The sequence below is a fragment of the Piscicoccus intestinalis NBRC 104926 genome (assembly GCF_001515525.1).
In the GTDB taxonomy this organism is placed as follows: domain Bacteria; phylum Actinomycetota; class Actinomycetes; order Actinomycetales; family Dermatophilaceae; genus Kineosphaera; species Kineosphaera intestinalis.
Map to the genome: position 1 here is coordinate 1 of NZ_BCNQ01000050.1, position 25,570 is coordinate 25,570.

The window sequence follows — 25,570 nt, forward strand, 5'->3', positions numbered from 1 at the left end:
GGTCGACCGCGCCCGCGGCGCCCGGCACCTCGGAGGCCGCGGCCGCCGCGGTCGTGCCGAGCGTCGTGCAGATCATGGCGGCCGGCAGCACCGGCTCCGGCTTCGTGTACGACGCGCGCGGCCACGTCATCACGAATCACCATGTGGTCGCCGGGCGGTCGAGCGTGCGTCTGCAGCTGCACGACGGCCGCACGGTCGCGGCGCAGGTGGTCGGCACGAGCGCGATCGACGACATCGCGGTGCTGCGGGCCACGGAGCCGGGTCAGCTGACCCGGGCGCGGATCGGACGCTCCGGCGAACTGCGCATCGGGCAGCCGGTGATCGCGGTCGGCTCGCCGCTGGGGCTCAGCGGCACCGTGACCGCCGGGATCGTCAGCTCGGTCGACCGGCAGGCCCGGATCGGCGGCAGCCCGCAGCGGTTCGTGCAGACCGACGCCCCGATCAATCCCGGCAACTCCGGGGGCCCGCTCGTCGACCTCGACGGTCGCGTCGTCGGCGTCAACACCGCGATCGCGACCGTGAGCGGCCGCTCGTCGGGCTCGATCGGCATCGGGTTCGCCGTGCCGATGGAGCGGGCCCAGCAGGTGGCGAACCGGCTCATCCGGGGCGGCTGATCCGGCCGACCCGCTCGCCGCCGACGAGCCGCGACGAGCCCCGACGAGCTCCGACGAGCTCGACGAACCCGACGACGCGCCTGGACGAGCCGGGACAGGACCGAGGGGCCGGCCCCTGCCCGGCCCCTCGGTGGTGTGTGGTCTCCCCTGCGTTACGGGGTGTTCTCCCTGTTCAGGGCTCAGGCGGGCGCGTGCGCCAGCTGCGGGTCGGACGTGCCGCGCCGCCGGTAGCGGCTCAGCGCCCACACGCCGACGGCCGTGTAGAGCGCCCCCATGACGATCCAGCTCGCGGGGCCGCCGGTGCTCAGGCCGAGGCCCTGCGCGGTCGCCCCCGCCACGTGCGAGCCGGCGTGGATGCCGACGGCCGCCCACAGCGAGCCGGTAGTCAGCCGAAGGGCGCCCGCGGCCACCGCGAAGCCGAACGGCCACAGCAGGTAGAGGAACCGCTCGAGCAGGTTCTCCTGCCCGCCTTGCGAGATCAGGTGCATGACGCCGAAGACCGCCGCGCTGATCCAGACCGCCCGCACCAGCCCCTTGGCCTGCAGCGTCGTCAGCAGGTAGCCGCGCCAGATGAACTCCTCGGGGATGCCTTGCAGCACGAACGCGAGGAAGAAGACGCCGAGCACGATCTGCCACAGCGGCTGCGACGTCAGGTCCCCTGGCGCCTCGCGTGTGAGGCCGAGGGCGGTGAGCGCGGCGTAGGCGCCCACGACGACGACCAGACTGACGCCCAAACCGATGAGCAGACCGGGCAGGCTCCGCCGGTTCCACTCGATCCCGTAGTCCCGCAGCCGCACCCGGTCGACGGTGCGCGCCACGATCCACAGCAGCAGCAGCGCGCTGACGAGCACCAGCGCCATGCTGCCGAGTTGGAGGGTGCCGGCCAGCGCGACGTTCGACCGGTCCCGGGCGGCCGCGGCCACCGGCGGAATCGCCAGCAGGAGGAGCGGCACGATGTTCATCGCGATCATCAACACGGCGGCGATCACCACACGGACGATCTCCGGAAGGCTGGGTTTCGGTGTGTGGACCCCGGATTCGGGTTCGGCCGGAGTCGTCTGTGCGCTCATGTCCGCCACCCTAGGAAGCCCCCGGCCAGGGCCGCTGCACGCTGCGGTCACGAGTCCTGCTCCGCCGTGCCTGACGGCGGTCACGAATCGGGCATCCAGGACGTGACCCCGGCGACAAGCCCGGAGCCGGGTGCGCTGCCTAGGCTCGGGGCGTGACCGCCGACAGAGATGCCACGCGCACCGCCTCCGCCTCCGGAGTGTTCTCGGGGGAGCCGGGCGGGCCGTCCGATCTCCTCGTCGCCCTGTCCTGCGCCAGCGCGCTGCTCAACCTGTTCGCCCTCGGCGACCTGGGCGGGGGGTGGTGGCGCGGCCCGATCGTCGGGTTCGGCGTGGCCGGGGCCGCCCTGCTGTGGTGGTTGCGCCGCCGCGCCGGCCGTCAGGGTGACGCCGGGGCGGTGCCGGCCTGGAACAGCGTCGCGTTCGCCGCCGTCGTCGGGCTGTCGTTCTTCGCGACCGACGGCATCGTGCAGGTGCCGCTGCTGCTCGTCGCGGTGTTGCTGCTCGTGCTCGACCACGGCCTGGCGCTCGGCGCCGGCTTCGCCGCCCTCGTGCTCCTGGGCAGCGGCGCGGTCATGATCGTCGCGTACGACCGCTCGGTGCTGTTCACGCTCGCGCAGGCCGTGCTGCTCGCGCTGCTGTTCGGCTTCGGCCTCGCCTACGCGGAGCTCGTCGGCCGGCTGCGCAGGGCGCGCGACGACCGCGCCCGCGCCGTCGACGACCTCGGCGCCGCCAACGCCGCGCTGCGGGTGGCCAACGACGAGCTGCGCCGCTCCGCCGCCCTGGAGCGCGACCTCGTGCTCGCGCAGGAGCGGGCCCGCGCGGCCCGGGAGCTGCACGACGGGCTCGGGCACCGGCTCACGGTCGTCGCCATGTCGCTGGATTTCGCCGAGCGCATGCACGAGCGCGACCCGCACCGGGCCTGGCAGGAGGTGCACGCGGCCCGCGAGCAGACTGCCGCGGCGATCACCCACATGCGCCAGTGGGTCCGCGCGCTGCACCCGGCCGAGGTGGGGCACCTGGCCGACGCCGCGGCCTTCGACGCCATCGCCGAGTCGTTCCGCGGCACCGGCCTCGACGTGGCCGTCGAGCAGACCGGGCCCACGCGCTCGTTGCCGCGGCAGGTCTCGCTCCTGTGTCACCGGCTCGTGCAGGAGGGGCTGACCAACGTGCTGCGCCACGCCCGAGCCGGCCAGGTGCGCATCGGCGTCGACTTCCTGCCCGGCCGGCTGCGGGTGCGGCTGCGCGACGACGGGGTGGGCGCCGCCGACCTCACCGAGGGGTTCGGGCTCCGCTCGCTGCGTGAGCGCGCCGAGGCCCTCGGCGGGCGGCTCGATGTCCGCAGCGAACCAGGGGCCGGCACGACGCTGACCGTGCTCGTGCCCGCTGCCGAGGGTGACGCCGCTCCCGCCGGCACCGTCGGCACCGTCGGCGCGGCCGTCTCCCCGGCCGGCTCCGGGCTCGCGTCATGACGACCGTGCTCATCGTCGACGACCAACAGCTGCTGCGCCGCGGGTTGCGACTGCTCCTGGAGACCGTGGCGGACGTCGCCGACATCGAGGTCGTCGGCGAATCGGCCGACGGGCGTGAGGCGCTCGCGGCGCTACCGCGGTTGCGCCCCGACGTCGTGCTGACCGACGCGCGGATGCCCGGCATGGGCGGTGTCGACCTCGTGCGGGCCTGCCGCGAGCAGCACCCCGGCCTCCCGGTCGTCGTGCTGACGACCTTCGACGACGAGGCCCTCGTGCGGGACGCGATGGCCTCCGGCGCCGCGGGCTTCCTGCTCAAGGACTCCTCCCCGGAGTCGCTGGCCGACGCGATCCGGGCGGTCGCGGCGGGTGGCCTCGTCATCGACCCGCGCGTCGCCCGGATCGCGATGGGCGCACCGCGCGCCGACCGACACCAGGCGACCGCGGAGCCGGTGCGGCCCGACCCGTTGGCGATCCTCACCCGCGCCGAACGCCTCGTCGCCGTCGAGGTGGCCACCGGCGCCACGAACGCCGAGATCGCCGCGTCCCTCGTGCTCGCCGAGGGCACCGTGAAGAACTACGTCTCGGCGCTCATGCGCAAGCTGCGGGCCCGTGACCGCACCGCGCTCGCGCTGCGGCTCAGTCGCGACCTGCGACCGGATCCGGACGACGGGTGATCAGGCCGGCGCCCAGACCTCCTGCGCGCGGGTGCTGGTGCTGCGGGGGCGGCGGATGCTCAGTAGGGCGCCGGTGACGATCGCGGCGCCGATGGCGAGCACCGCGGGCAGTCCGGGGTTCAACGGCATGTGGTCCTGGCGGGAGAACAGCACGGCGGCGACGAAGGCGACGGTCACGGCGACGGCGACCTGCACGCCCTTGCGCACCGCGGTGTCTTCGGGCTCGAGCTCGGCGGCGCGCCAGTTCGACGGCGCGCACATGGCGCCGACCGACAGCGCGAGAGCGGCGGTCAGCGACTCGGCGAGGTTGCCCCAGCGGAAGCCCGCCATCATGAGGATCCACAGCACGCCGGCGACCACCAGCGCGAACAGCGAGATGAGGGTCGTCGGGCGCAGCAGGAGTCGCATCATGGGGTCAGTGTCCTCGCAGGCGCGCGCGTGTGTCTACCCATTCGGCCCGACTCGCGCAAGGCCGTCTCGGCGGTGTCTGCGCAGGTCAAACCACTGTGCGAGTCGGCGGGCGGCTCGGCGGGCGACTTGGGCGTGCGCCCGGCGTACGTGAACGGCAGGTCAGAACGGCATGCTGTCTTCGGCTGAGGGAGGTGCGAGCAGGATGCCGTCGACCCGCCCGGCCCGGTTGATCGACACATGCCCGGCCATCTCGCCGGCCTCGTGGCGTAGCAGCACGCGGGCGACCAGCGGTCCGGTCGTCTCCCCGCCCGGGAGCCGGTCACCGTCGCGGTCACGGGACTCGTGCCCGCTGAACCCCTCGAGCTGCCCGACGGAGGCGAGCACGTCGCGCCACACCCCCATGACACGGGGCCGGGTCAGCTCGCGGGAACACGCGTGCGTCATGAGGTCGCGCAAGTCGTCGTAGTCGCCGGCCGCGATGTGGCGGAACACCGACTCCGCGAGCCGGGCGGGGTCGACGACCGGGCCCGTCGTGAGGGCGACCCCGGTGTCGGGGTCGATCGGCTTGCCGAAGCGCTTGAACGCCGCCTGGCGGCTCACGCCGAGAACCCGCCCGATCTGCTGCCATGTGAGCCCGTCGGCGCGAGCGGCGAGCACCACCTGCGTCAGGTGCTGCTCGGCCTCCTGCACCCCGGCCGCCGCCGCCTCGATCGACCCCAGATGCCCCTCCGCACCTGGGGTCTCCGCTGGGCTCTCTGCACCCTCGGCTGGGCTCCCGGCCGGGCCGCGGGCCGCTCCCTCAGCTCCCTCAGCACCCTGAGCGCCCTCAGCGGACGTCGGCGTCGGTGGTGTCACGGGCGACATTCTCGCGCGGCCACAACGCACCGGCGAACATCGCGGCGACGATGCCGAAGATCGCGGCGACGCCGGGGTTTTCGAGCAGGGACCTGCTCAGCACCGCGGTCGTCGCGCCCGCGATGACCAGCTGCCACTGCTTGCGCCGACGCAACTCGGCGGCCCCGACGTCGTCGCGACCGTAGTGCGCGGGCGCACACAGCGCACCGACCACCGTCGCGAGGGCCGCGATGACCCCGACGAGCAGCCGCTGCCACCACTGCCCCGACTCGCCGAGAGCGACGAAGGCAGAGGTCAGCACGACCACGGTGAGGGACACGGACCACGGGATGCGATGCATGACTCCACGCTGACCCACTCACATGCGCGTTGTCAACTACTAGATGACGTCACGCAGGTATCGGACGGGTCGCCGGGTCGGTCTCCGGGCCGGTCTCCAGGCCGGTCTCCAGGGCGCGGCCGGGCTGGCTAGCGTGGGGTGGATGGACGTGACAGCGCGGGCCCGCCGGTGGGCCGACCACGACCCTGACCCCCACGACCGCGACACCGTCCGCGGCTGGCTCGACGCGGCGAATCACGGCGACGAGCAAGCACACCGGAGGCTGAGCGCCGCCTTCGCAGGACCGCTGGAGTTCGGCACCGCGGGCCTGCGCGGGCCGATCGGCCCCGGCGAGTCGGCGATGAACCGCGCCGTGGTCATCCGCACGACGGCCGGGCTCGTGGCGCACCTCGCGCCCCGCACGGACGGTCGGCCGCGGGTGGCGATCGGATACGACGCCCGACGCGGGTCGAGCACCTTCGCCCGCGACGCTGCCGAGGTCGTGGCCGGTGCCGGCGGCCAGGCGCTGCTGCTGCCCGGGCCGCTGCCGACCCCGGTGCTCGCGTTCGCGGTGCGCGCGCTGGACGCCGACGCGGGCGTCATGATCACCGCCTCCCACAACCCCGCGCGCGACAACGGCTACAAGGTCTATCTCGGCGGCCGCGCCGTGGGAGCTGTCGGCAGCAATGACGGCACCGATAGCGCCACCAGCGCCGATGACCCCGGCAGGGGCGTGCAGATCGTGCCGCCCGCGGACGCGCAGATCGCCGCGGCGATCGAGTCCGCGCCGCCGGCCGACGAGGTGCCGCGCGGCGCCGACGGGCTGCGCCAGCTGGGTGACGACATCATCGCCGACTACCTGCGGCGGGCGGCCACGTTGACCACGCCACCGCCTCCCGGGTTGCGTCGGCCGCTGCGCGTGGTGCTCACACCGCTGCACGGTGTCGGCGGATTCGTCGCCCACGAGGCCCTGGCGGCAACGGGATTCGTCGAGGTGCACCTCGTCTCGCAGCAGGCGGCGCCCGACCCGGACTTCCCGACCGTCGCCTTTCCCAACCCCGAGGAGCCGGGCGCGCTGGAGCTCGCGTTGACGCGGGCCCGCGAGGTCGGCGCCGACCTCGTCATCGCGCTCGACCCCGACGCCGACCGGTGCAGCGTCGCGGTGCCCGCCGACGTCGAGGGCGGCTGGCAGCAGCTGTCCGGCGACGAGCTCGGCGCGCTGCTCGGCGACGACGCCGCGAGCCGGGCGGTCGGCTCGGGTGACTCGGGCGCCGTGCTCGCCTCCTCGATCGTGTCGAGCCGGCTGCTCGGGGCGATCGCGGAACATCACGGCCTGCGGCACGTCACGACGCTGACCGGCTTCAAGTGGATCGCCCGCGTGCCCGGGCTGGTCTTCGGCTACGAGGAGGCCATCGGCTACTGCACCGACCCGGCCGCGGTGCGCGACAAGGACGGCATCACGACGGCCCTGCGCGTCGTCGACCTCGCGGCCCGGCTCGCCGTCGACGGCCGCGGACTGCTCGACGCCCTCGACGACCTCGCTCGGCGGCACGGCCTGTACGCCACGGCGCCCCTGACGTTCCGGGTCGACCGACTCGACGAGATCGGCGCCGCCATGGCGCGGCTGCGGGCGCAACCGCCCCGCACCCTCGGCGGCTCCCCGGTCGAGACGGTCGTCGACCTCGCCAACGGCCTGCCGGGCCTTGATCTGCCGCCGACCGACGGGCTGCTGCTCATCAGCGGCGCGGGGGACCGCGTCGTCGTCCGCCCGTCGGGCACCGAACCGAAGCTGAAGTGCTACCTGGAGGCGGTGCTGACCTGCCCGCCGCAGGGTCCGGTGCCGCACGACGAGGCGGGTGACCGGCTCCGGCTGCTCGCGGCGGATGTCACCGCGGCGATCGGACTCACCCCGGGCGAGTAGGGCGTCTGGGGTTCGCACGCTGGACGGCGCGCAAATACGGTTGCCTCGATTCCGTAGGCTGGCGGTATGCGCGTTGCAGTCTTCGGAGCCACAGGTCAGGTCGGGTCGGTCATGCGATCCCTGCTCGCCGAGCGGAGCTTTCCGGTCGACGACGTTCGATTCTTCGCCTCGGAGCGCTCGGTCGGCACGAAGCTGCCGTGGGCCGACGGCGAGGTGACCGTCGAGGACTCCGAGAAGTCCGACTTCTCCGGCATCGACATCGCGCTGTTCTCCAACGGGGCGACGGCGAGCAAGAAGTACGCCCCGCAGGTCGCGGCGGCCGGGGCCACGGTCGTCGACAACTCCAGCGGCTGGCGCAAGGACCCGCAGGTGCCGCTGGTCGTCAGCGAGGTCAACCCCGACGACCTGAACGACATCCCCAAGGGGATCGTCGCCAACCCCAACTGCACGACGATGGCCGCGATGCCGGTGCTCAAGCCGCTGCACGACGAGGCGGGCCTCGTCTCGCTGCGGGTGGCCAGTTACCAGGCGGTGTCCGGCTCCGGCGGAAAGGGCGTGCGAGAGCTGGACTCCCAGCTGCGAGCCGGCTACGCCTCCGGCGACCCGATGGGTCTGGCGCTCGCGGGTGACGCGGTGACGCTGCCGGAGCCGGCGGTCTACCAGGTGCCGGTCGGCTTCAGCGTCGTGCCGATCGCCGGGTCGCTCGTCGACGACGGCACCGGTGAGACCGACGAGGAGCAGAAGCTGCGCAACGAGTCGCGCAAGATCCTGCACCTGCCGGACCTGCGGGTGGCGGGCACCTGCGTGCGGGTGCCGGTGTTCACCGGGCACAGCCTCGCGATCCACGCGGAGTTCGACCGCGAGATCAGCCCGGAGCGCGCGCTCGAGCTGCTGGGCTCGGCCCCGGGCGTGCAGGTCGTCGACGTGCCGAACCCGCTGCAGGCCGCCGGCGCCGACGAGGTGTTCGTCGGCCGGGTGCGCGCCGACCAGGCCGCCCCCCAGGGCAAGGGCCTCGCGCTCTTCGTGGTCGGCGACAACCTGCGCAAGGGCGCCGCCCTCAACGCGGTCCAGGTCGCCGAAGAGCTCCTCACCCGCCGCTGACGCTCCCACCCCCACTCCACGCCCACCCCCACACCCTCCCCATTTCGCTCAAAACTGCGTGTCGTGGTGAGAACTGCTGTTCGTGTCGCAGTTCCGACCACGACACGCAGTTCTCAGTTTGTGCGGGGACGTGGGGAGCCGGTGCGAGGGTGAGTCGGTGAACCGTCTCCAGGCCGTGCGTGACGTGCGTGCGGTGTACGACCGGGTGGCCGACGACTACGCCGACGCCTTCCCCTCGACCGAGCCCGAACAGCCCGTCGATCTGGCGATGATCGACCTCTTCGTGCGGTTGCTGGGCGACACGCGCGGAGGCGGCTCGTCGACTTCCGGCTCGTCGGTGGCTGAGTCGGTGGGTGCCGGCCCGGTGGGTCCACGCGACCCCGGTCCCGGACCGCAGGTGCTCGACGCGGGCTGCGGCGCGGGGCGCCTGTTGCCTTATCTCGCGAATCGTGGCTGCGACGTCACCGGCGTCGACCTGTCGTCCGGCATGCTCGCGCGTGCTCGGCGCGACCACCCGCAGTTCGCCACGGCCGTGGCGTCGCTGACGCACCTGCCGTTCGCCGACGGGTCATTCGACGGCGTGCTGAGCTGGTACTCGACGATCCACCTGTCCGACACCGACCTGCGCCTCGCGCTGGCGGAGGCGGGCCGCGTTTTGCGGCCGACCGGACTGCTGTTACTGGCCTTCCAGGGCGGAGACGGTGTCCGTGACATCGCGCAGGGCATGCGTGACCTCGGCCACGACGTCGTGCTGCAGCGCGCCCACCGCAGCGCGGACAGCGTCGAGAAGGCGTTGGACCAGAACGGCTTTCGTGTGCGCGCTCGGCTCGAGCGCGATCCGGTGGCCCCGGAGCGTGACCCTCAGGTCGTGCTCCTCGCCGCCCGCGTCGGTGCCTCGAACGCCCCCATCGCTGACGCTGAGACTCGACGCCCCCATCGCTGAGAACTGCGTGTCACGCTGAGGACTGCGGTTCGTGTCGCAGTTCTCACCACGACACGCAGTTCTCAGCGACGTGCCCAGGGGCTTTCTCTCGCGCCGATCTCAGGGGCGTTTCGGCGGCGACGTCGGTCCGCGGGGGTCTGTCAGCGCGGGTCGGTCAGCGGGGGTCGGTGGCGAGGAGGCCGAAGACGAGGGTGTCGGTCCACTCGCCCTTGCTCCACCAGTTCTGGCGCAGGTGCGCCTCGCGAGTCATGCCGAGGCGTTCGCACAGCCGAGCGGAGGCGTCGTTGCGGGCGTCCATCTGGGCCTCGATCCGGCGCAGTCCGTCGACGAGGGCCGCGTCGATGAGCGCGGCCGCCGCCTCCGCGGCCAGTCCCTGACCAGCGCATTCGGGTGAGAGCATCCAGCCGATCTCGGCCAGCTGCTCGGACTCCCCGGTCAGCCACAGTGCAAGGTCGCCGACCACGAGTCCGTCGCGCTCGATGACGAGCGCCAGTGCGCGGGCAGGCGACCCGAGCCCGACCCGCTCCACTCGTTTGTCGAGGTGCTCCCGGGCGTCCTCGCGCGTCCAGGGTTCGTGCAGCAGAAAGCGGACGACCCCCGGGTCGGCGTAGATCGCGAACAGCGGCTCAAGATCGTCCGGCCGGTGCAGCCGGAGTCGAAGGCGGTCGGTGGCCAGCGGCAGATCGATCGGCATGCTCCTCCGGTTCGGTGCGGTTGGGTGGGCTGCGGGCTGCGGGCTGCGGGCTGCGGGCTGCGGGTGCGAGGCGGGTCACTGGTCAGCGCTACCTCGAACTCCTCTCACGACCACTTTCCACGAATGTCTCCTCGCACGCGCACCATGCTGGCGATGGCGCGCCGCCACCTCCGTGACGCCCACGAGCACCCGAACGGCCACGACGCGGCCGCGCTGCGCGAACGCGCCGGGCACGCGCCCGGTTCAGTTCACGAACTCCCGCGCCCCGCGTCCAGCGCGGCGAGCACCCTGAAGACTGCGTGTCGCGGTGAGGACTGCGACACGGACAGCAGTTCTCACCGTGACACGCAGGTCTCGGGGTCGTTGTTGTCAGGGTCGGTGGTCGTCAGGCTCGTTGGTTGGTTGAGGGGCGTGGTTGTCAGGGGCGATGCGCGGGGTCGTTGAGGCCGTCCAGGACGGCGCGGGTGCCGGACAGGCCGAGCCGGGTGGCGCCCGCCTCGATCATCGCGACCGCAGCCTCCGCGGTGCGGATGCCGCCGGAGGCCTTGACGCCGAGCCGGCCGCCGACGGTGCGGGCCATGAGCGTCACTGCCTGCACCGAGGCCCCACCCGCCGGGTGGAAGCCGGTGGACGTCTTGACGAAGTCGGCGCCCGCGCGCTCCGCCGCCTGGCAGCACGAGACGATCTGCTCGTCGGTCAGGGCGGCCGACTCGATGATGACCTTGAGCACGACCGGAGCCGCGCACGCCGCCCGGACCGCCGCGATGTCGGCCTCGACGCCCGCGATGTCGCCGGTCATGACGAGCGCGAGGTTGACGACCATGTCGACCTCGTCGGCGCCGTCGCGCACCGAGCGGGCCGCCTCGGCGGCCTTGACCTCGCTGTGATGCGCGCCGGAGGGAAAACCGCACACGGTCGCGACGCGCACCGACTCCGGCGTGGCCACCGGCAGCAAGTTCGGCGAGACGCAGATCGAGTAGGCGCCCAACGCGGCGGCCTCCGCGGCCAACGCCGCGACCTGCTGCGGCGTCGACTCAGGCTTGAGCAGCGTGTGGTCGACGAGAGCGGCGACCTGCTCGCGGGAGAAGCTCATGGCTCCCTACCCTCGCACGCGCTCGCAGCCCTCGCACCCATGGCGCCTGCGCGAGCGCTCCCGCGGCAGCCGCCAACTCGGCGCTACTCCATGTCTTCCAACTGCCGCCCGGCCGTCTCCGGCACGAACTTCAGCACGAAGAAGAAGGAGGCGATGGCGGCGATGGTGTAGAAGCCGTAGGCGAACCACAGGCCGAACTCGGCCATCGACGGGAAGGTCGTGGAGATCGCGAAGTTCGCGAGCCACTGCGCGCCGGCGGCGATGCCGAGGGCGGTGGAGCGGATGCGGTTGTTGAACATCTCGCCGAGTAGCACCCACACGCCTGGGCCCCACGACATGCCGAAGAAGACGACGAACGCGTTGGCGGCGAAGAGCGCCACGATGCCCTCGCCCTGCCCCAGCTGCGGCGAACCGGCGACGATCGGGGCTTGACTGAAGATCCAGGCCATCGTGCCGAGGCTGAGGATCATGCCGGCGGAGCCGATGAGCAGCAGCTTGCGACGCCCGATCTTGTCGATGAGCGCGATGGCGACGAGCGTGACGATGATGTTGGTCACCGACGTGATGACCGTCTGGGTCAGCGCGTCTTCCTCGGTGAATCCGACGGCCTGCCACAGCGTGGCGGAGTAGTAGAAGATCACGTTGATGCCGACGAACTGCTGGAAGACCGACAGGGCGATACCGATCCACACGATCGGCAGCACCTTGCCCGAGGCGCCTCGCAGGTCGGACAACGAGGCCTTGGCCTCGCGACGGACGGTGCGGCGGATCTCGGCGATGCGCTCGTCGATGCCGTCGATGAGCACCTTCGAGAGCACCTCGCGGGCGGTGTGGTGCTCGCCCTTGGCGACGAGATAGCGCGGCGATTCCGGAATGGTCAGCGCGAGCGCGCCGTAGATGATGGCCGGGATGACCTCGGTCATGAACATCCAGCGCCACGCGGGGAGGCCGAACCAGAACTCCTCGCCACCCCCGCCGGCGGCCGCGGCGATCGCAAAGTCCGAGAGCAGGGCGACGAAGATGCCGGTGACGATCGCGAGCTGCTGCAGGGAGCCGAGCCGCCCGCGGATCGACGCCGGACTGATCTCCGCGATGTAGGCGGGGGCGATGACCGAGGCGGCGCCGACGCCGATGCCGCCGACCGCGCGCCACAGGATCATGTCCCACGGTCCGAACGCCAGCCCGGAGCCGATGGCGCTCACCGTGAAGAGCACGGCGGCCAGCACCATGACCCGGATGCGGCCGATGCGGTCGGCGAGCGCGCCCGCGAGGTAAGCGCCGACCATGCACGCCAGCAGCGCGGAGGAGACGACGAAACCGGTGAGCCCGGCGCTCATGCCGAAGTCGTCGCGCATGGGGGTGACCGCGCCGTTGATGACGGCGGTGTCGAATCCGAAGAGGAACCCGCCGAGGGCGGCGACGGCCGCGAGTTGGATGACCCGCGCCGTGTGGAACCGCTCTTCGACGGTGAAGGGCTGCGACATGATGTGCCTCGATGTGACGGGCCGGCGCGGCATCGGCCGCGGCGACGAGGATGATGCGAGAGCAGATTGGTTGGTGACCCTAGCCCTTCCGGGGCGCGTCGCGCCCGGTCGAACACAACGGGTCGGTAACGGAAACGGCAAAAAAACGCTTGCAGCCGTGGGGAATTCAGCCGACGACGCGCTCCAACACCACGCTGCTTCGGGCGCCGCTGCCCTCGTCCGCCGCAGGGTCGATGACGATTCCCTCGGCCAGGGCCTGCCTCGCTCGATCGAAACGTTCGGGGGTGTCGGTGTGCAGCGTGAGCAGGGGCCGACCCGCGCGCACCCGTTCGCCCGGCGTCGCGTGGATCTCCACCCCCGCGCCGAGCTGCACCGCCTCGCCCTTGCGGGCGCGCCCGGCTCCGAGCCGCCAGCTCGCGACCCCGACAGCGAGCGCGTCGAGCCGGGTCAACACCCCGTCGGTCTCGGCGCACACCTCGTCCGTGTGCCGGGCCACCGGCAGCGCCGCCTGCGGATCACCGCCCTGCGCGCGGATCATCGCCCGCCACGAATCCATCGCCCGGCCGTCGCGCAGCCGCTGCGCCACGTCGGGCTCCTCCATGCCGGCGAGCGCGAGCATCGACTGCGCCAGGGTGGCGACCAGTTCGACGACGTCGGGTGGCCCGCCGCCGGACAGCACCTCCACCGCCTCCCGCACCTCGAGCGCGTTGCCGACGGTGCACCCCAGCGGTGTCGACATGTCGGTGAGGAACGCGGCCGTGCGCACGCCGGCGTCGGCGCCGAGATCGACCATGGTGCGGGCCAACTCCCGAGCGGACTCGACATCGCGCATGAAGGCCCCCGACCCGACCTTGACGTCGAGCGTCAACGCCTGGGTGCCCTCGGCGATCTTCTTGCTCATGATCGACGCGGCGATGAGCGGGATCGAATCGACCGTGCCCGTCACGTCGCGTAGCGCGTACAGCTTGGCGTCGGCCGGCGCCAGCTGCGCGCCCGCCGCGCACACCACCGCCCCGACCTCCCGCAGCGCCGACCGGAACTCCTCGTTGGACAGCTCGGCCCGCCACCCCGGGATCGACTCGAGCTTGTCGAGCGTGCCTCCGGTATGCCCGAGCCCGCGTCCGCTGAGCTGCGGCACGGCCACCCCGTACGACGCGACGAGCGGCGCCAGCGGCAACGTGATCTTGTCGCCGACACCGCCGGTGGAGTGCTTGTCGGTGGTGGGACGACCCAGGTCGGACAGGCTCATCCGCTCTCCGGAATCGATCATCGCGGCCGTCCAGCGGGCGGTCTCGGCGCGATCCATGCCGCGCCAGAAGATCGCCATCGCCAACGCCGCCATCTGCTCGTCGCCCACCCGCCCGCGCGTGTACGCGTCGACGGTCCAGGCGATCTGCTCGTCGCTGAGTCGGCCTCCGTCGCGTTTGGTGCGGATGACGTCGACCATGTCGTGCTCGCCCGCGCTGCCCATGTCACGCTCCTTCCGTGGAGCCGGTGTGGCGGCGTCGTCACCGCCCGTCCGGTCGTTGCCGACGAGTCAAACACCGACCCCCGACAAGATGCGCGCGCGGCCGGGTCGGTGGATCTTGTCGGTGCTCGGTGCGAGCCTGCTGCGCATGAGCGACGACATCACCACCAGGTCCACCGCGGGACCGACGGCTCCCGCCCCGCCCCCGACTGGATCGAGCGGGTCGAGAGGGCTGGGCGGGCCGGCGGGCCCGGCCGGCGATCCGCCCAGCGACGGCGAGCTGCTCGACCTGGCGCGGGTCGCGGCGGCTCGGGCGTACGTGCCCTACAGCGGGTTTCCGGTCGGGGCCGCGGTGCTCACTGCCGCCGGAACGGTCGTGACGGGCTGCAACGTCGAGAACGCCTCGTACGGGCTGGCGATCTGCGCCGAACGCACCGCGTGCACGCGCATGTGCGCCGAGAACGACGCCGACGACGCCGACGCGCGCCGCATCGTCGGGGTGGCGGTCATCGGATTGAAGGCGGCCCCGTGTTTCCCGTGCGGCGCCTGCCGGCAGGTGCTCAACGAGTTCGGCTGCGAGTACGTCGTGGTCGACGAGGAGGGCGTGACCACCCGATATGCGTGGGAGGAGATTCTGCCCCATGGCTTCGGCCCCGACGATCTGTGAGGAGGGCTCGCGGCCGTCGACCGGTAGGTCGATGGAGTCGTGGCTCGCGCCGTGGCCACGCCGGCGGGGCTGCTCCCGAAGAGGTTGGCGTACACAACGGCTGGGCGAGTCGACGCGGTCTGCCGGTAGGGACCGTTGCCGGTCCGGCCGGGTTGACCGGGGTGACCGGGCTGACCGGGCTGGCCGGGTTGACCGGGGGGCGGATGCGTCGAGGCGCGCCGCGCCGGGTACGGAGCGGCCATGAAGCGCTACGCACTCCTTGTTATCGGCAGCGGACCGGCCGGGGTCAGCGCCGCCCGCGGTTATCTCGACGCGGGCGGCCCCGGCCCGGTGTGCCTCGTCAGCAGCGACGGCGACGCGCCGTACGAGCGGCCGCCGCTGTCGAAGGAGGTGCTGGCCGGGCAGTCCGCGCCGCAGGGTGACCCGATCGACGGTGAGCCTCTGCCCGAGACGGTGGAGCTGCGGCTCGCGACCACCGTCTCCCACGTCGATCCCGGCGAGCGCACAGTGACGGCCGGGGAGGAGGTGCTCGGCTACGACCAGCTCGTCGTGGCGACGGGAGCCCGACCGTTGCCGCTGCCGGCGGTCGATGCCGACGCCGACGTGCACATGCTGCGGTCGCTCGACGACGCCCGCCGGCTGACGCAGGCCGCCGAGCATGCCCGCACGGCGCTCGTCATCGGGTCGGGCTTCATCGGGTGCGAGGCGGCGGCGTCCCTGGCCGCGCGCGGCATCGACACCACGATGGTCACCGTGGAGGCGGCGCCGCAGCGCGAGCGGCTCGGCGAGCACGCGGCGGCCGCCATCACCGACTGGCTCACCGGCGTCGGTGTCACCGTGCGCACCGGGGCGAGCGTCACCGCCGTGCGCGCCCCGCGCATCGTGCACCTCGACGTCGACGGGGCCGCCGGCACGCTGTCTCCCGATCTCGTGCTCGTCGCGATCGGTGTCGAGCCCGGCGCCGGGTTTCTCGCCGGCAGCGGACTGCAGGTGTACGAGGGGCGGCTCGTCGCCGACGAGCACCTGCAGGCGGCCCCGGGGGTGTGGGCGGCCGGCGACAGCGCCCGCGCGATGCACGCCGTCGCCGGTCGCGCGCTGGCCGTCGAGCACTGGGGCGACGCGCTGGCGATGGGCGAGCTCGCCGGTCTCAACGCCGCGGAGCCCGACCGGCCCGGCGCGTGGAGCGACGTGCCCGGGTTCTGGAGCACGATCGGCGAGCACACGCTGAAGTACTCCGCCTGGGGAGACGGGCACGCCCGGGCCGAGGTCGACGCGCGACCGGGCCGGTTCACGATCTGGTACGGCGACGAATCCGACCGGCTCGTCGGGGTGCTCGCGTACAACGCCGACGACGACTACGAGCGCGGGGAGGCTCTCATCGCGCAGGGCGCCGACCTCGCGGCGGCCCGCGCCGGCGCGCAACCGCCGACCGGCTCCGGCCTCGGTGCCGGCGCCGACGAGGCGGCGGAGGAGAGCGACGGGGAGGTGGGGCGCGAGGGCTGAGTAGAAACCCTGCCGCGAAACCGGGTGCGACAGGCCCGGCCACGCGGCGTCACGGCTCGGGGCCGAGGGCGCGCGAGGGCGTGGCGGGGCGCCTTGGCTGTGTCACGGTCCGGGTGCCCAGGCCGCGAACGCGTGGGGTGGCCGTCATGGCTGCGGCACGGCCCGGGTGCTGAGGTCGCGAGCGTGTGCCGGGGCCGTCATGGCTGCGCCACGGGCCGGGTGCCGAGGTCGCGAGCGCGTACCGTGGCGGCCATGGCTGCGTCACGCGGGTCGAAGAGCCCGGCGATCCTCGTCGAGGCCGGTCCGGTGGAGGTGCGGGTCAGCAACCCGGACCGCGTCTACTTTCCGCAGCTCGGGGTCACGAAGCGAGATCTCGTCGACTATTACCTGGCGGTCGACGACGGCATCGTGCGCGCGCTGCGGGAGCGGCCGTGCATGCTGCACCGCTTTCCCGAGGGGCTGACCGGCGAGAAGGTGCACCAGAAGCGGGTGCCGCGCGGTGCCCCACCCTGGTTGGAGACCGTGCGCGTCTACTTCCCGCGGTTCGGGCGCACCGCCGACGAGCTGTGCGTCACCCACATCGGCGCGGTGATCTGGGCCGTGCAGATGTCGACCGTCGAGTTCCATCCCTGGAACAGCCGGCGCGCCGACGTCGAACGCCCCGACGAGTGGCGCATCGACCTCGACCCCGGCCCGGACTGCGACTGGCCGCGGGTGCAGCGGGTGGCCGGCGTCGCCCACGAGGTGCTCGACGAGCTCGGCGCCGTCGGCTGGCCGAAGACCAGCGGAGGCCGCGGCCTGCACATCTATGTGCGGATCGCGCCCGACCACGGGTTCGCCGACGTACGCCGGGCCGCGCTCGCGTTCGCCCGCGAGGTCGAGCGCCGCGCCCCCGACGACGTCACGACGACCTGGTGGCGCAAGGACCGCGACCCGGCCGCGCTCTTCGTCGACTACAACCAGAACGCTCGCGACCACACGATCGCCGCCGCCTACTCCGTGCGCGGCACCGAGCGGGCCACCGTCTCCGCGCCGGTGACGTGGGACGAGATCGACGACTGCGAGCCCGACGACTTCACCGTGCTCACCATGCCGGCCCGCTACGAGCGCCTCGGTGACCTGCACGACGGCATCGACGAGGCGGTGTTCGACATCGCGCCGCTGCTGGAGTGGGCCGAGCGCGACGACGCGCAGGGGCTGAGCACGGACGACCCCGAGCCGCCGGAGGCCGAGGCCGAACCCGAGATCTCGTAGGCCACCGGTCCCGACAGCCGCGCGGCCGTCCGGCCACGCGATGCGCGGGACCCGACTGCCGACCGGACGGCGGCGCAGGCGCGAACCTCGGGCGTCAATCTCGGGCGCGAATCTCGCGCTACCTCGGACGCGAACCTCGGGCGCGACCGGGTCGCCGCGAATCCGGCATCCTGGGGCGATGCACCCCGTTCAGCCTCGCGTCGTCGTCATTACCGGAGCCGGTTCGGGCCTGGGCCGGGCGATGGCGCTCGCCCTCGCCCGCGGCGGCCACGCCCTCGCGCTCGCGGGCCGCCGCCGCGAGGCGCTGGAGGAGACGGCCGCACTCGCCGCCGCGGCCGCCAGCGAGGACACCGCCCGAGCCGCCCGCGACATAGACGCCGCGACCGCTCGCGACGCCGGCGACCCGGACGCCACCGAGCCCACCGACCCGAACGCCAGCGAGGCCGGGCAAATCCTCGTCGTGCCAACCGATGTCACGGTCGCGGGTGACGCGGACCGGCTCGTGGAGGCGGCGGTCACCGCCTACGGTCGGCTCGACGCGCTGGTCAACAACGCGGGCACCGGTGTCGGCGGCGGCACGATCGACGAGATCGACGACGCGGCCTGGGAGCAGGCGGTCGCGGTCAACCTCACCGGCTACTTCCGGTGCGCTCGCGCCGCGTGGCGCCAGATGCGCGCGCAGAACCCGAGCGGCGGCCGCATCATCAACAACGGCTCGATCGCCGCGCAGGTCCCGCGCGTCGGGGGCCTGGCGTACGCGACGACCAAGCACGCTGTCTCCGGGCTGACGAAGTCGCTGGAGATCGACGGGCGCGGCCTCGGAATCCGGTGCACCCAGATCGATATCGGCAACGCGAGCACCGCGATGACCGCGCGAATGGGTGAGGGCATCGCCCAACCCGACGGTTCCAGGCGCGTCGAGCCCACCTTCGATCCCGGGCACGTCGGTGAGCTGGTGCGCTATGTCGTCGAGTTGCCGCTGGACGTGACCATGCCGTTCGCCACCGTTGCCTCTGCCGAAATGCCTTGGTTGGCAAGGGGTTAGCGCGGGGCGCCGAGTATTCGTCAATCACGCACATTCTTTCGACGGTTCACGTCATTGTTTTCCACGCCGCCGCGTGCGCACATGCGAATTCGACGTGTTCCACATAATGGGCCGAACGCGTGACTATGGTGATTCGACAGAATGGTCGCGCCTGGCGAGGGGGACTCGTGAGCGAACCGATTTCCGCACAAGAGGTCAACCGTCAGTTGCGCGGTCTGCGCGCGATCGAACGGGTGCGCGACGTGGTCGACGACCGCTTCGAACTCGAGGTCCAGCGGGCGGTGTGCTCCGGCGCGCCCTACCCCGTCGACCGGCTCCGCGCCCGGCTCACCGGCCTCGGCGAGGGCCGCGAGCCGCGAGTCCGGTTGCTGTTCGAGCTCTTCGACCGGGGCGCGCTCGACCTGCACGCCCTCGCCGACGCGCCCGCCACCTGCTTCTTCCTCGGCGCGACGAGCCGCTACCACCGCCCGCTGGACGACTGGCTGCGGCTGCTGCGCCGGGTCGCCACGACCGGCCGGGGTGCACAGGGGCCGCGCGAGCACGGCATAGACGCCGAGCTCTGGACCGCCGGTGACCTGCTCTGGAGCCCGTCCCCGACCCAGGTGCGGGCCCACGCCGACTACCTGACGATCATGCTCGGCCGCCGCGTCGGCGTCTGGCGCGCCCGCACCGGCGCCCACCCGCTGCCCCCGCTCGCCGTCGACCGCTGCTCACCGGGTTCGCCGCGCTGGGTCGTCGATCCCGCCGTGCTCGACCTGGCCGACGCCGTGCTCGAGGTCGAGGGGGAGGCGGTCGACCGCCGCGCCCCGCTCTTGCCGCGCCCGCGCCACGTCGTCGAGCGCTGACCGCCACGTCGAACGGGCGCCGCCGCGGTCGACTTCAGGCCCGCCGCAACAGGCCGAATGGTTCACCGAGACCGACCGGATGCGAGACGAGAGACGGGGCATGGACGCTGCGTTCGAGACACAACAGCGCCGATCGACCAGCCTGGGCTGGCGGTTTCGGCACAGCCTGTGGATGATTCCGGCGTTCGTCGGAATCGGCGCGCTGGCCTGGGTGAGTTTCGTCTACGTCGCCGCACGCACCCGACGCCGCTCCTGGATCGGCATCGCCGTGTTCTTCGTGGTCGCGGGCGCGGTCGCGGCATTCATGCCGGAGACCGAGAACAACGTCTCCGGCGGAATGCTCGTCTTCGTCTGGGCCGCAGCGATCGTCACCGCCCTCCTGCTCAACCCCTCCTACCACGAATGGCTCGCGCAGCGAGATCAGTCAGGGTCCACCGCATCGGGGCCCAGCGCATCGGGGCCCAGCGCATCGGGATCCACGGCAACGGGACCGCAGGACACTCGGCCCGGCGCCCCGGGATCGACGGCCCCCGGCTCGACCGGCCCGGTGTTCGGCGCGAGCGGCCGCTGGGAACACCCTGACCAGCCCTGACCAGCCCTGACCAGCACTGATGCGCCCTGACCAGCACTGATGAGCACGGACCAGCCCTGACGAGCACTGCTGAACCGGCGGGGATGGTCGGGCGTCAGGCGATGAGGGCGGCGGCGCCGAGGGCGCGCCGGGTGCGGTCCTGGGGGCCGTAGACGCCGACGAGGTGCCAGTCGGGCCGGCCGCGCAGTGCGCCGCTGAGGAAGTCGTAGACCTGGTCGGCGTCCACCTCGGCGCGCCAGACGGTGTTGACGATGCCGTCGCGGGTCTCGGACCACGACGCCCCGGCCGCACACCAGGAGCGCGTCACCGAGGCGACCCGGGTGGCGGGCACGTCGTCGTCGAGGCGGATGACCGACAGGCTCAGGTCGCCCGGTTCGGCGATGCCGACGATCACCGGCTCCCCCGAGCCCGAGCCCGAGCCCGAGCCGGAACCGGAGCCCGAGCCGCAATCGGGGTCGGTCGCGACGATGTCGCCCACGGCGAGCGGGGCGAAGAACGACGAGGTCAGGAGCCGGTAACGGTTGTCACCGACTCGCGTGGCCGAGAGCCGTTCGTCGTCGGGCTGCAGCGCGCGGGGTCGCAGCGACAGTCGCACCGAGGTCACTTTGGCAGTCACGGCGCCTAGTCTGCTCCTTCCCGATCCGGGCCTCGTGGGCGGTTCCACACATGGGGGCGCCGCGCCGCCGACCGCGACGCGGCGCCGGGGTCGAGCGCCCGAGGGGCCCGACCCGTCTCCGGCTAAACCGAAGGCAGAGAGTCAGTTTCCGAACATGTTGTCGAGCAGTCCGCCGCCGCGGTTGCCCCCGCCACCGGAGCTGTGGTGCGGCTGCATGTTCTCCGAGGGCTGCACGAGCACGTGGCCCTGGCCGCCGAACGCCATCTGCAGGGTCTCGCCGGAGCCGCCGCGCAGCATCGAGCCGAGTCCGCCGGTGTCGACGCGCACGTCCATGCGCACCCCGGAGGTCCACATCACGACGGCCTGCGGGTCGCCGAACGTCGGCGCGGAGCCCACGTCGAGGGCGACGGGCTCGCCGCGGGTGGTGACGGCGACGTAGCCGGTGCCGCGCAGCGAGACGTTGTACAGGTCACCGGTCATGATCGCGCCGCGGGCCTGCACGCGGTGGATGTCCCAGTCGATCCTGTCGTCGAACGCGAGGATGTTGCGGCCGTTGACGGAGATCATGTCGTTCTCCAGGTAGAGCACCTGCACGTCGGTGGCCTGGTCGGCGACGAACAGCTCGCCCTGCCCGGAGCACTTCATCAGCGGCACGCCCTCGCCGGTCGCGGCCTGCTTGAGCAGCCGCCCCAGCCCGCCGGAGCCCTTGTTCTCGAATCGGAGGTCGCCCTGGTAGGCGACCATCGCTCCGGCCTTGGCCCACACCGGGCCGCGGCCCAGCACGATCTTGAGCATTTTGGCGTTCTGCCGCGTGAACGGCTCGCTCGCCTGCTGCTCCGCGTACTGCTCGAACAGCGCCCCGTGAATTGCCATCGTTCCTCTTCCCCTGACCGCCCGCCCCCGGTTGGGCGGAACGGCACCAACCGTAGGCACACGAACCCGTGCGTGGGGGGAGTGCGCGCGCGATCCCGGCAACGACCAGGGCCATCCCCGAGACCCGGCTCCAGGACGACCCGCGTCCGCCCACCCGTACCATCAGGGAGACGACCCGCGCCGAGGGAGAAGGAGCGCGCCGATGCGCCTGGCGACGATCATCGATGGACACCCGACGCCCGCGGTGGTCGGGCCGCGCGGAGTGGCGCCGGTCGGCGAACTCGGTGACTTCGCCGGCGAGACGATGGCGCTGCTGGCGCACTGGCCGGCGGTGGAGCAGGCGGCCGAACGGGCTCCGGAGTCGGTGTGGCGGCCCCGCGAGAGCGTCACCTTCACGGTGCCCTACCGGCGGCCGCGCAAGATCTGGGGCATCGGACTGAACTACGCCGACCACGCCGCCGACCTCTCCGAGAAGGCCCCCGACCAGCCCGCCTCCTTCATCAAGGGCGACCACACGATCGCCGGCCCGGACAGCCCGATCGTCATCCCGTGGCAGAGCGAACGCACCACCGCGGAGGCCGAACTCGGGCTCGTCATCGGCCGCGAGGCCCGCGACGTGTCGGAGGCGGACGCGCTGGATTACGTGTGGGGCGTGACGCCGATCCTCGACCAGACGGCCGAGGACATCCTCCGGCTCAACCCCCGATTCCTCACCCGCTGTAAGAACTTCGAGACGTTCTTCGTGTTCGGGCCGGAACTGGTGCCGATGAGCGAGGTGCTCGACACCTTCGGCTCGCTCGCCGACATCGAGGTGACCACGATCGTCGAGCGCGACGGACGACAGGAGCGGCGCACCAACGTCGTCGCGAACATGACCCACAGCCCGGCGTCGCTCGTGGCCTTCCACAGCCAGATGATGCCGCTGTTCCCCGGCGACATCATCTCCACCGGCACCCCGGGCGCCATCGTCATCGCCGACGGCGACGTCGCGCGCGCCGACATCCCCGGCATCGGGCAGCTGCGCACGAGTGTGGTGGCCCAGGCCCGCTGAGCTCGTCGACCGCCCGCGCTCGGCGGCCCGCTGCGCACCCGCCAGACTGGGGGGATGAACGACTTCTCGCGCCTGGACGCCATCACCGTCGAGCAGCTGCGCGCCGCCGGCAGCACGAAGTGGACGACGCACCCCGACACCATCGGGGCGTGGATCGCGGAGATGGATTTCGGTATCGCCGAACCCATCACCAGCGCCCTGCACGAGGTCGTCGACCAGGCGCGGTTCGGTTACAACCCGCCCTCGCTCGTCGCCGATCTCGGCCGGGCCTACGCCGAATTCAGCGCTCGCCGCTACGGACTGGGCCCCGACCCGGAGATGGTGCGGCCGCTGCCCGATGTGCTGGCCGGCATGGCCGCGATCATCGACCACTACACGCCGGCGGGCAGCGCGGTCATCGTGCCGACGCCCGCGTACATGCCGTTCCTGCTGCTGCCCGACTGGTGGGGAGACCGTGAGGTCATCCAGGTGCCGATGGCCCGCGACGGCGACCGGTGGGTCTACGACCTCGACGCGATCGGCGCGGCCTTCGACGCGGGCGCGCACCTGCTCACGCTGTGCAACCCGCACAACCCGATCGGGCGGGTGCTGACGCGGGAGGAGATGCTCGCGATCGCCGATGTCGTCGAGGCCAAGGGCGGGCTGGTGTTCAGCGACGAGATCCACGCGCCGCTGGTCTACCCCGGCTCCCAGCACGTGCCGTACGCGAGCCTCGACGAGCGGACCGCCGCGCACACGATCACCGCGACCTCGGCGAGCAAGTCGTTCAACCTCGCGGGCCTGAAGTGCGCGCAGATCGTGTTCAGCAACCCCGAGCACCGGGCCACGTGGGCCAAGGCGGGGCGCTGGGTGGAGCAAGGGGTGTCGCTGCCGGGCATCGTCGCGAACATCACGGCCTACCGCGAGGGCGACCCGTGGCTGCTGGAGACGCTGGCCTACCTCGATCGCAACCGCAAGGCGCTGACCGGCCTCGTCGCCGACAAGCTGCCCGGCGTGCGCTATTCGGAGCCGGAGGGCACCTACCTCGCGTTGCTCGACTTCCGCGAGACGGGCCTGGGCGACAACCCCGCCGCCGTCTTCCAGGAGGAGGTCAAGGTCGTGCTCACCCCCGGACCGGCGTGCGGCGAGGCGGGTCGCGGCTTCGCGCGGCTCAACTTCGGCACCCCGCTGCCGGTGCTCGAGGAGATCATCGACCGCATCGGCCGCGTCCTCGCCGCCCGCGCCTGAGCCCAGCGTCAACGCCACGTCAACGTCACCGTCAACGACCGTGAAAACTGCGTGTCACGGTGAGAACTGCAGTCCGAACCGCAGTTCCGACCACGACACGCAGTTTTCACGGTCGTTGGGCCGCGGTCGGCGGGTCGCCCTTGGCGAGGCACGGCCCGTGAACGGAAGGGGCCGGCAGTGACGCGGTGCGTCGCGCTACTGCCGGCGAGGGGTGCCGGCGGGGAGAGGTGCCGGCAGGGAGGGGCATGGTGAGATCAGCCGGAGGGAGTGCCGACCTCGGTTCGTGGCGGGTTCCGGCGGCTCGCGGCCACACCGGCTCCCGGTGGAAGGGCGCGGGTCGAGACCGACCCTCGCCGAAGACTCACTGGCTCGAGGCACCCCACAGGCGCTTGTACTCGGCGCCGGCCTTGGGGTTCTGCGGGGCCTCGGGCCACAGCGAACTGCCCTGCTTGGTCGAGCCCTCGTTGAAGTAGCTCTCGAGCACGACGACGTCGGCGTTGTCGCTGAAGTACTTGTGCATGGCCTTGATGAAGAACGGGTTGTCGCCGTTGCCGTCGACGTCCTCGGCGGCCAGGCCCCATTCCGAGATCGCGACGCCCTTGCCGTGGGCCCGGGCGAAGGCGGCGATGTCGTTGAGCCCCACCGACTTCGCGGGGCGCAGCGCGCTCTCCCACTGGTGCTCGTTGGTGCCGCCGATGACGTCCCAGTCGTACACCGAGCAGCCGACGAGGTCGACCGCGTCGTCACCGGGGTACAGCTTGGTCAGGCTGTCGAGCCGGCTCTCCTGCCCGTCGAGCACGGTGCCGCAGTTGATGTCGAAGCTGAACAGCAGTTCCGGAGCCTGTTCGCGCATCACGTGCACGACGCGCCGGTAGGCGTCCCGGTAGTCCTTGGCGTTGGCCGCGGTGACGCTGTAGGGCATCCAGTTTCCGTTGGCCTCCCAGCCGACCCGCACGACGGCGTCGCCGCGGTCGCGAGCCTTCAGGTCGCGGGCGATCTTGCGGAAGGTGGCGTCGTGCTCACCGGCGGCCACGTCCTGCAGCTGCGCCGGCTTGGCGTTGCGCGGCAGCAGCGGCAGCCCGTAGACGAGCCGGCCCTTGAAGCCGCGGAACGTGTCGATGTGCCACGTCGAGTTCGCCAGGTCGCCCCACGTGTCCCACTCCGGGAAGGTCGGGGTGACGTCGCTGGTCGTGCCGCGCCAGGCGCCCCAGCTGGTGGCCCGGGAGCCGTTCATCCAGCCGCCGACCCAGGCTCCGGAATGCCAACTGCGCGACGACGTGGTCGACGCTCCGAGGTACCGGTTGGCCGCGGCGCCCGCGGCGCCCTTCTGCAGCGCCGCCGGATTCTGCGCCTCGATCGTGTCGAGGTTCGCGGCGTCGAGCCGCACGACCTTCGAGCGGTCCAGTTGCTCCTGCGTCGCCTGCTGCTGCGCGGACTGGGTGGCGGCGTCGGCCTCGGCCACCGCCGCTCCTCCGCCCGAGGTCTCGACGCCCAGAACGGTCGCGAGCAGCCCCGCGGCGAGGCCGGCGCCGACCCCGATGATGCGTCCCCCAGATGCGCGTGTCCCCCACGCCATGATGTGTTCCCCCCATGTGCACGATGTCTCGTGCGGATCCCCCGATCCGCGCCTCCCCCCAACGGAGACTTGACACGAAAGTAGGTCGCGACCTGGGCGTTCGTCCAGGAGCCCGGCACGGGGCCACCGGGACGACAGTGGGTCGAGCGTCCAATTTCGCGGCGCCGCGCGGGAATCGCTGGGATGCATCACCCCGCAGGGCGGT

At 72.4% G+C, this 25,570-nt stretch carries 25 protein-coding genes; 14 read left to right on the forward strand and 11 right to left on the reverse strand.

All coding sequences use genetic code 11. The annotated features are described in order from the left end of the window. The coding region (locus PINTE_RS09545) for a S1C family serine protease (RefSeq protein WP_068429286.1) at positions 1-614 on the forward strand (614 nt) is incomplete at its 5' end. Between the two features lie 179 nt (positions 615-793). Here PINTE_RS09545 and PINTE_RS09550 read toward each other — a convergent pair. Continuing rightward, on the reverse strand, positions 794-1,684 hold the full coding sequence (locus PINTE_RS09550; protein WP_084343428.1) for a CPBP family intramembrane glutamic endopeptidase: 891 nt from the start codon (positions 1,682-1,684) through the stop codon (positions 794-796). A 152-nt stretch (positions 1,685-1,836) separates the two neighbouring features. On the opposite strand from PINTE_RS09550, the gene PINTE_RS09555 reads away from it, so the two are divergent. Together PINTE_RS09555 and PINTE_RS09560 are read left to right on the forward strand one after the other, a co-directional pair. Beyond that, positions 1,837-3,153, forward strand: coding sequence for a sensor histidine kinase (locus PINTE_RS09555; RefSeq protein ID WP_068429292.1), 1,317 nt, complete (start codon positions 1,837-1,839; stop codon positions 3,151-3,153). Continuing rightward, positions 3,150-3,827, forward strand: coding sequence for a response regulator transcription factor (locus tag PINTE_RS09560; RefSeq protein WP_068429295.1), 678 nt, complete (start codon positions 3,150-3,152; stop codon positions 3,825-3,827). The genes PINTE_RS09555 and PINTE_RS09560 overlap by 4 nt, the downstream gene beginning before the upstream one ends. Here PINTE_RS09560 and PINTE_RS09565 read toward each other — a convergent pair whose 3' ends face one another. The 3 genes from PINTE_RS09565 to PINTE_RS09575 form a co-directional block, all read right to left on the reverse strand. Next, complete coding sequence (locus PINTE_RS09565; protein ID WP_068429298.1) at positions 3,828-4,238, reverse strand: hypothetical protein; 411 nt, start codon at positions 4,236-4,238, stop codon at positions 3,828-3,830. A 159-nt stretch (positions 4,239-4,397) separates the two neighbouring features. Then, complete coding sequence (locus PINTE_RS09570) at positions 4,398-4,928, reverse strand: hypothetical protein (RefSeq protein WP_068429301.1); 531 nt, start codon at positions 4,926-4,928, stop codon at positions 4,398-4,400. A gap of 136 nt (positions 4,929-5,064) precedes the next feature. Further along, positions 5,065-5,433, reverse strand: a complete 369-nt coding sequence (locus PINTE_RS09575; protein ID WP_068429304.1) for a hypothetical protein — start codon at positions 5,431-5,433, stop codon at positions 5,065-5,067. 142 nt (positions 5,434-5,575) lie between these two features. Here PINTE_RS09575 and PINTE_RS09580 point away from each other — a divergent pair, with 142 nt between their 5' ends. The 3 genes from PINTE_RS09580 (at position 5,576) to PINTE_RS09590 (ending at position 9,377) form a co-directional block, all read left to right on the forward strand. Continuing rightward, positions 5,576-7,333, forward strand: a complete 1,758-nt coding sequence (locus tag PINTE_RS09580) for a phospho-sugar mutase (protein WP_068429307.1) — start codon at positions 5,576-5,578, stop codon at positions 7,331-7,333. A gap of 66 nt (positions 7,334-7,399) precedes the next feature. Next, positions 7,400-8,434, forward strand: coding sequence for an aspartate-semialdehyde dehydrogenase (locus PINTE_RS09585; RefSeq protein ID WP_068429311.1), 1,035 nt, complete (start codon positions 7,400-7,402; stop codon positions 8,432-8,434). 157 nt (positions 8,435-8,591) lie between these two features. Then, complete coding sequence (locus PINTE_RS09590) at positions 8,592-9,377, forward strand: class I SAM-dependent methyltransferase (RefSeq protein ID WP_245642885.1); 786 nt, start codon at positions 8,592-8,594, stop codon at positions 9,375-9,377. Positions 9,378-9,531: 154 nt separating this feature from the next. Here the strand turns inward: PINTE_RS09590 and PINTE_RS09595 are convergent, their stop codons facing one another. The 4 genes from PINTE_RS09595 to PINTE_RS09615 form a co-directional block, all read right to left on the reverse strand. Further along, the gene (locus PINTE_RS09595) at positions 9,532-10,071 is read right to left on the reverse strand and encodes a GNAT family N-acetyltransferase (RefSeq protein WP_068429314.1); all 540 of its coding nucleotides are present in this window, start codon (positions 10,069-10,071) and stop codon (positions 9,532-9,534) included. A gap of 418 nt (positions 10,072-10,489) precedes the next feature. Next, positions 10,490-11,164 carry a deoxyribose-phosphate aldolase gene (gene deoC, locus PINTE_RS09605; RefSeq protein WP_068429320.1) on the reverse strand — a complete coding sequence of 225 codons (675 nt, stop codon included), beginning with the start codon at positions 11,162-11,164 and terminating at the stop codon, positions 10,490-10,492. A gap of 83 nt (positions 11,165-11,247) precedes the next feature. Continuing rightward, positions 11,248-12,648 carry a sugar porter family MFS transporter gene (locus PINTE_RS09610; protein ID WP_068429323.1) on the reverse strand — a complete coding sequence of 467 codons (1,401 nt, stop codon included), beginning with the start codon at positions 12,646-12,648 and terminating at the stop codon, positions 11,248-11,250. Between the two features lie 166 nt (positions 12,649-12,814). Then, complete coding sequence (locus PINTE_RS09615) at positions 12,815-14,119, reverse strand: thymidine phosphorylase (protein ID WP_068429326.1); 1,305 nt, start codon at positions 14,117-14,119, stop codon at positions 12,815-12,817. Between the two features lie 145 nt (positions 14,120-14,264). On the opposite strand from PINTE_RS09615, the gene PINTE_RS09620 reads away from it, so the two are divergent. The 6 genes from PINTE_RS09620 to PINTE_RS09645 all read left to right on the forward strand — a co-directional run bounded on the left by PINTE_RS09620 (position 14,265) and on the right by PINTE_RS09645 (position 20,022). Continuing rightward, positions 14,265-14,783 (forward strand): cytidine deaminase, encoded by a 519-nt coding sequence (locus tag PINTE_RS09620; RefSeq protein WP_084343433.1) that lies wholly within the window; start codon positions 14,265-14,267, stop codon positions 14,781-14,783. Positions 14,784-15,023: 240 nt separating this feature from the next. Next, positions 15,024-16,286, forward strand: a complete 1,263-nt coding sequence (locus PINTE_RS09625; protein WP_084343429.1) for an NAD(P)/FAD-dependent oxidoreductase — start codon at positions 15,024-15,026, stop codon at positions 16,284-16,286. 252 nt (positions 16,287-16,538) lie between these two features. Beyond that, entirely contained in the window at positions 16,539-17,540 is a 1,002-nt protein-coding gene (gene ligD, locus PINTE_RS09630; RefSeq protein WP_068429329.1) for a non-homologous end-joining DNA ligase, read from the forward strand. Positions 17,541-17,718: 178 nt separating this feature from the next. Further along, positions 17,719-18,585: an SDR family oxidoreductase gene (locus PINTE_RS09635; RefSeq protein WP_068429332.1), complete on the forward strand. Its 867-nt coding sequence runs from the start codon at positions 17,719-17,721 to the stop codon at positions 18,583-18,585. Positions 18,586-18,752: 167 nt separating this feature from the next. Next, a complete protein-coding gene (locus PINTE_RS09640) occupies positions 18,753-19,430 on the forward strand; it encodes a zinc-binding metallopeptidase family protein (RefSeq protein ID WP_157087158.1) in 678 nt (225 codons plus the stop codon). 100 nt (positions 19,431-19,530) lie between these two features. Next, positions 19,531-20,022 carry a hypothetical protein gene (locus PINTE_RS09645; RefSeq protein ID WP_068429338.1) on the forward strand — a complete coding sequence of 164 codons (492 nt, stop codon included), beginning with the start codon at positions 19,531-19,533 and terminating at the stop codon, positions 20,020-20,022. 94 nt (positions 20,023-20,116) lie between these two features. Here PINTE_RS09645 and PINTE_RS22665 read toward each other — a convergent pair whose 3' ends face one another. Both PINTE_RS22665 and PINTE_RS09655 read right to left on the reverse strand, forming a co-directional pair. Further along, the gene (locus PINTE_RS22665; protein WP_157087159.1) at positions 20,117-20,638 is read right to left on the reverse strand and encodes a hypothetical protein; all 522 of its coding nucleotides are present in this window, start codon (positions 20,636-20,638) and stop codon (positions 20,117-20,119) included. A gap of 141 nt (positions 20,639-20,779) precedes the next feature. Then, positions 20,780-21,511 (reverse strand): AIM24 family protein, encoded by a 732-nt coding sequence (locus tag PINTE_RS09655; protein ID WP_068429344.1) that lies wholly within the window; start codon positions 21,509-21,511, stop codon positions 20,780-20,782. Positions 21,512-21,713: 202 nt separating this feature from the next. Between PINTE_RS09655 and PINTE_RS09660 the strand changes: the two genes are divergently transcribed. Both PINTE_RS09660 and PINTE_RS09665 read left to right on the forward strand, forming a co-directional pair. After that, the gene (locus PINTE_RS09660; RefSeq protein ID WP_068429346.1) at positions 21,714-22,562 is read left to right on the forward strand and encodes a fumarylacetoacetate hydrolase family protein; all 849 of its coding nucleotides are present in this window, start codon (positions 21,714-21,716) and stop codon (positions 22,560-22,562) included. Positions 22,563-22,616: 54 nt separating this feature from the next. Continuing rightward, on the forward strand, positions 22,617-23,789 hold the full coding sequence (locus PINTE_RS09665) for a MalY/PatB family protein (protein WP_068429348.1): 1,173 nt from the start codon (positions 22,617-22,619) through the stop codon (positions 23,787-23,789). Positions 23,790-24,150: 361 nt separating this feature from the next. On the opposite strand, the gene PINTE_RS09670 is transcribed toward PINTE_RS09665, so the two are convergent. After that, positions 24,151-25,365 (reverse strand): glycoside hydrolase family 26 protein, encoded by a 1,215-nt coding sequence (locus PINTE_RS09670; protein ID WP_068429351.1) that lies wholly within the window; start codon positions 25,363-25,365, stop codon positions 24,151-24,153. Positions 25,366-25,570: the final 205 nt, after the last annotated feature.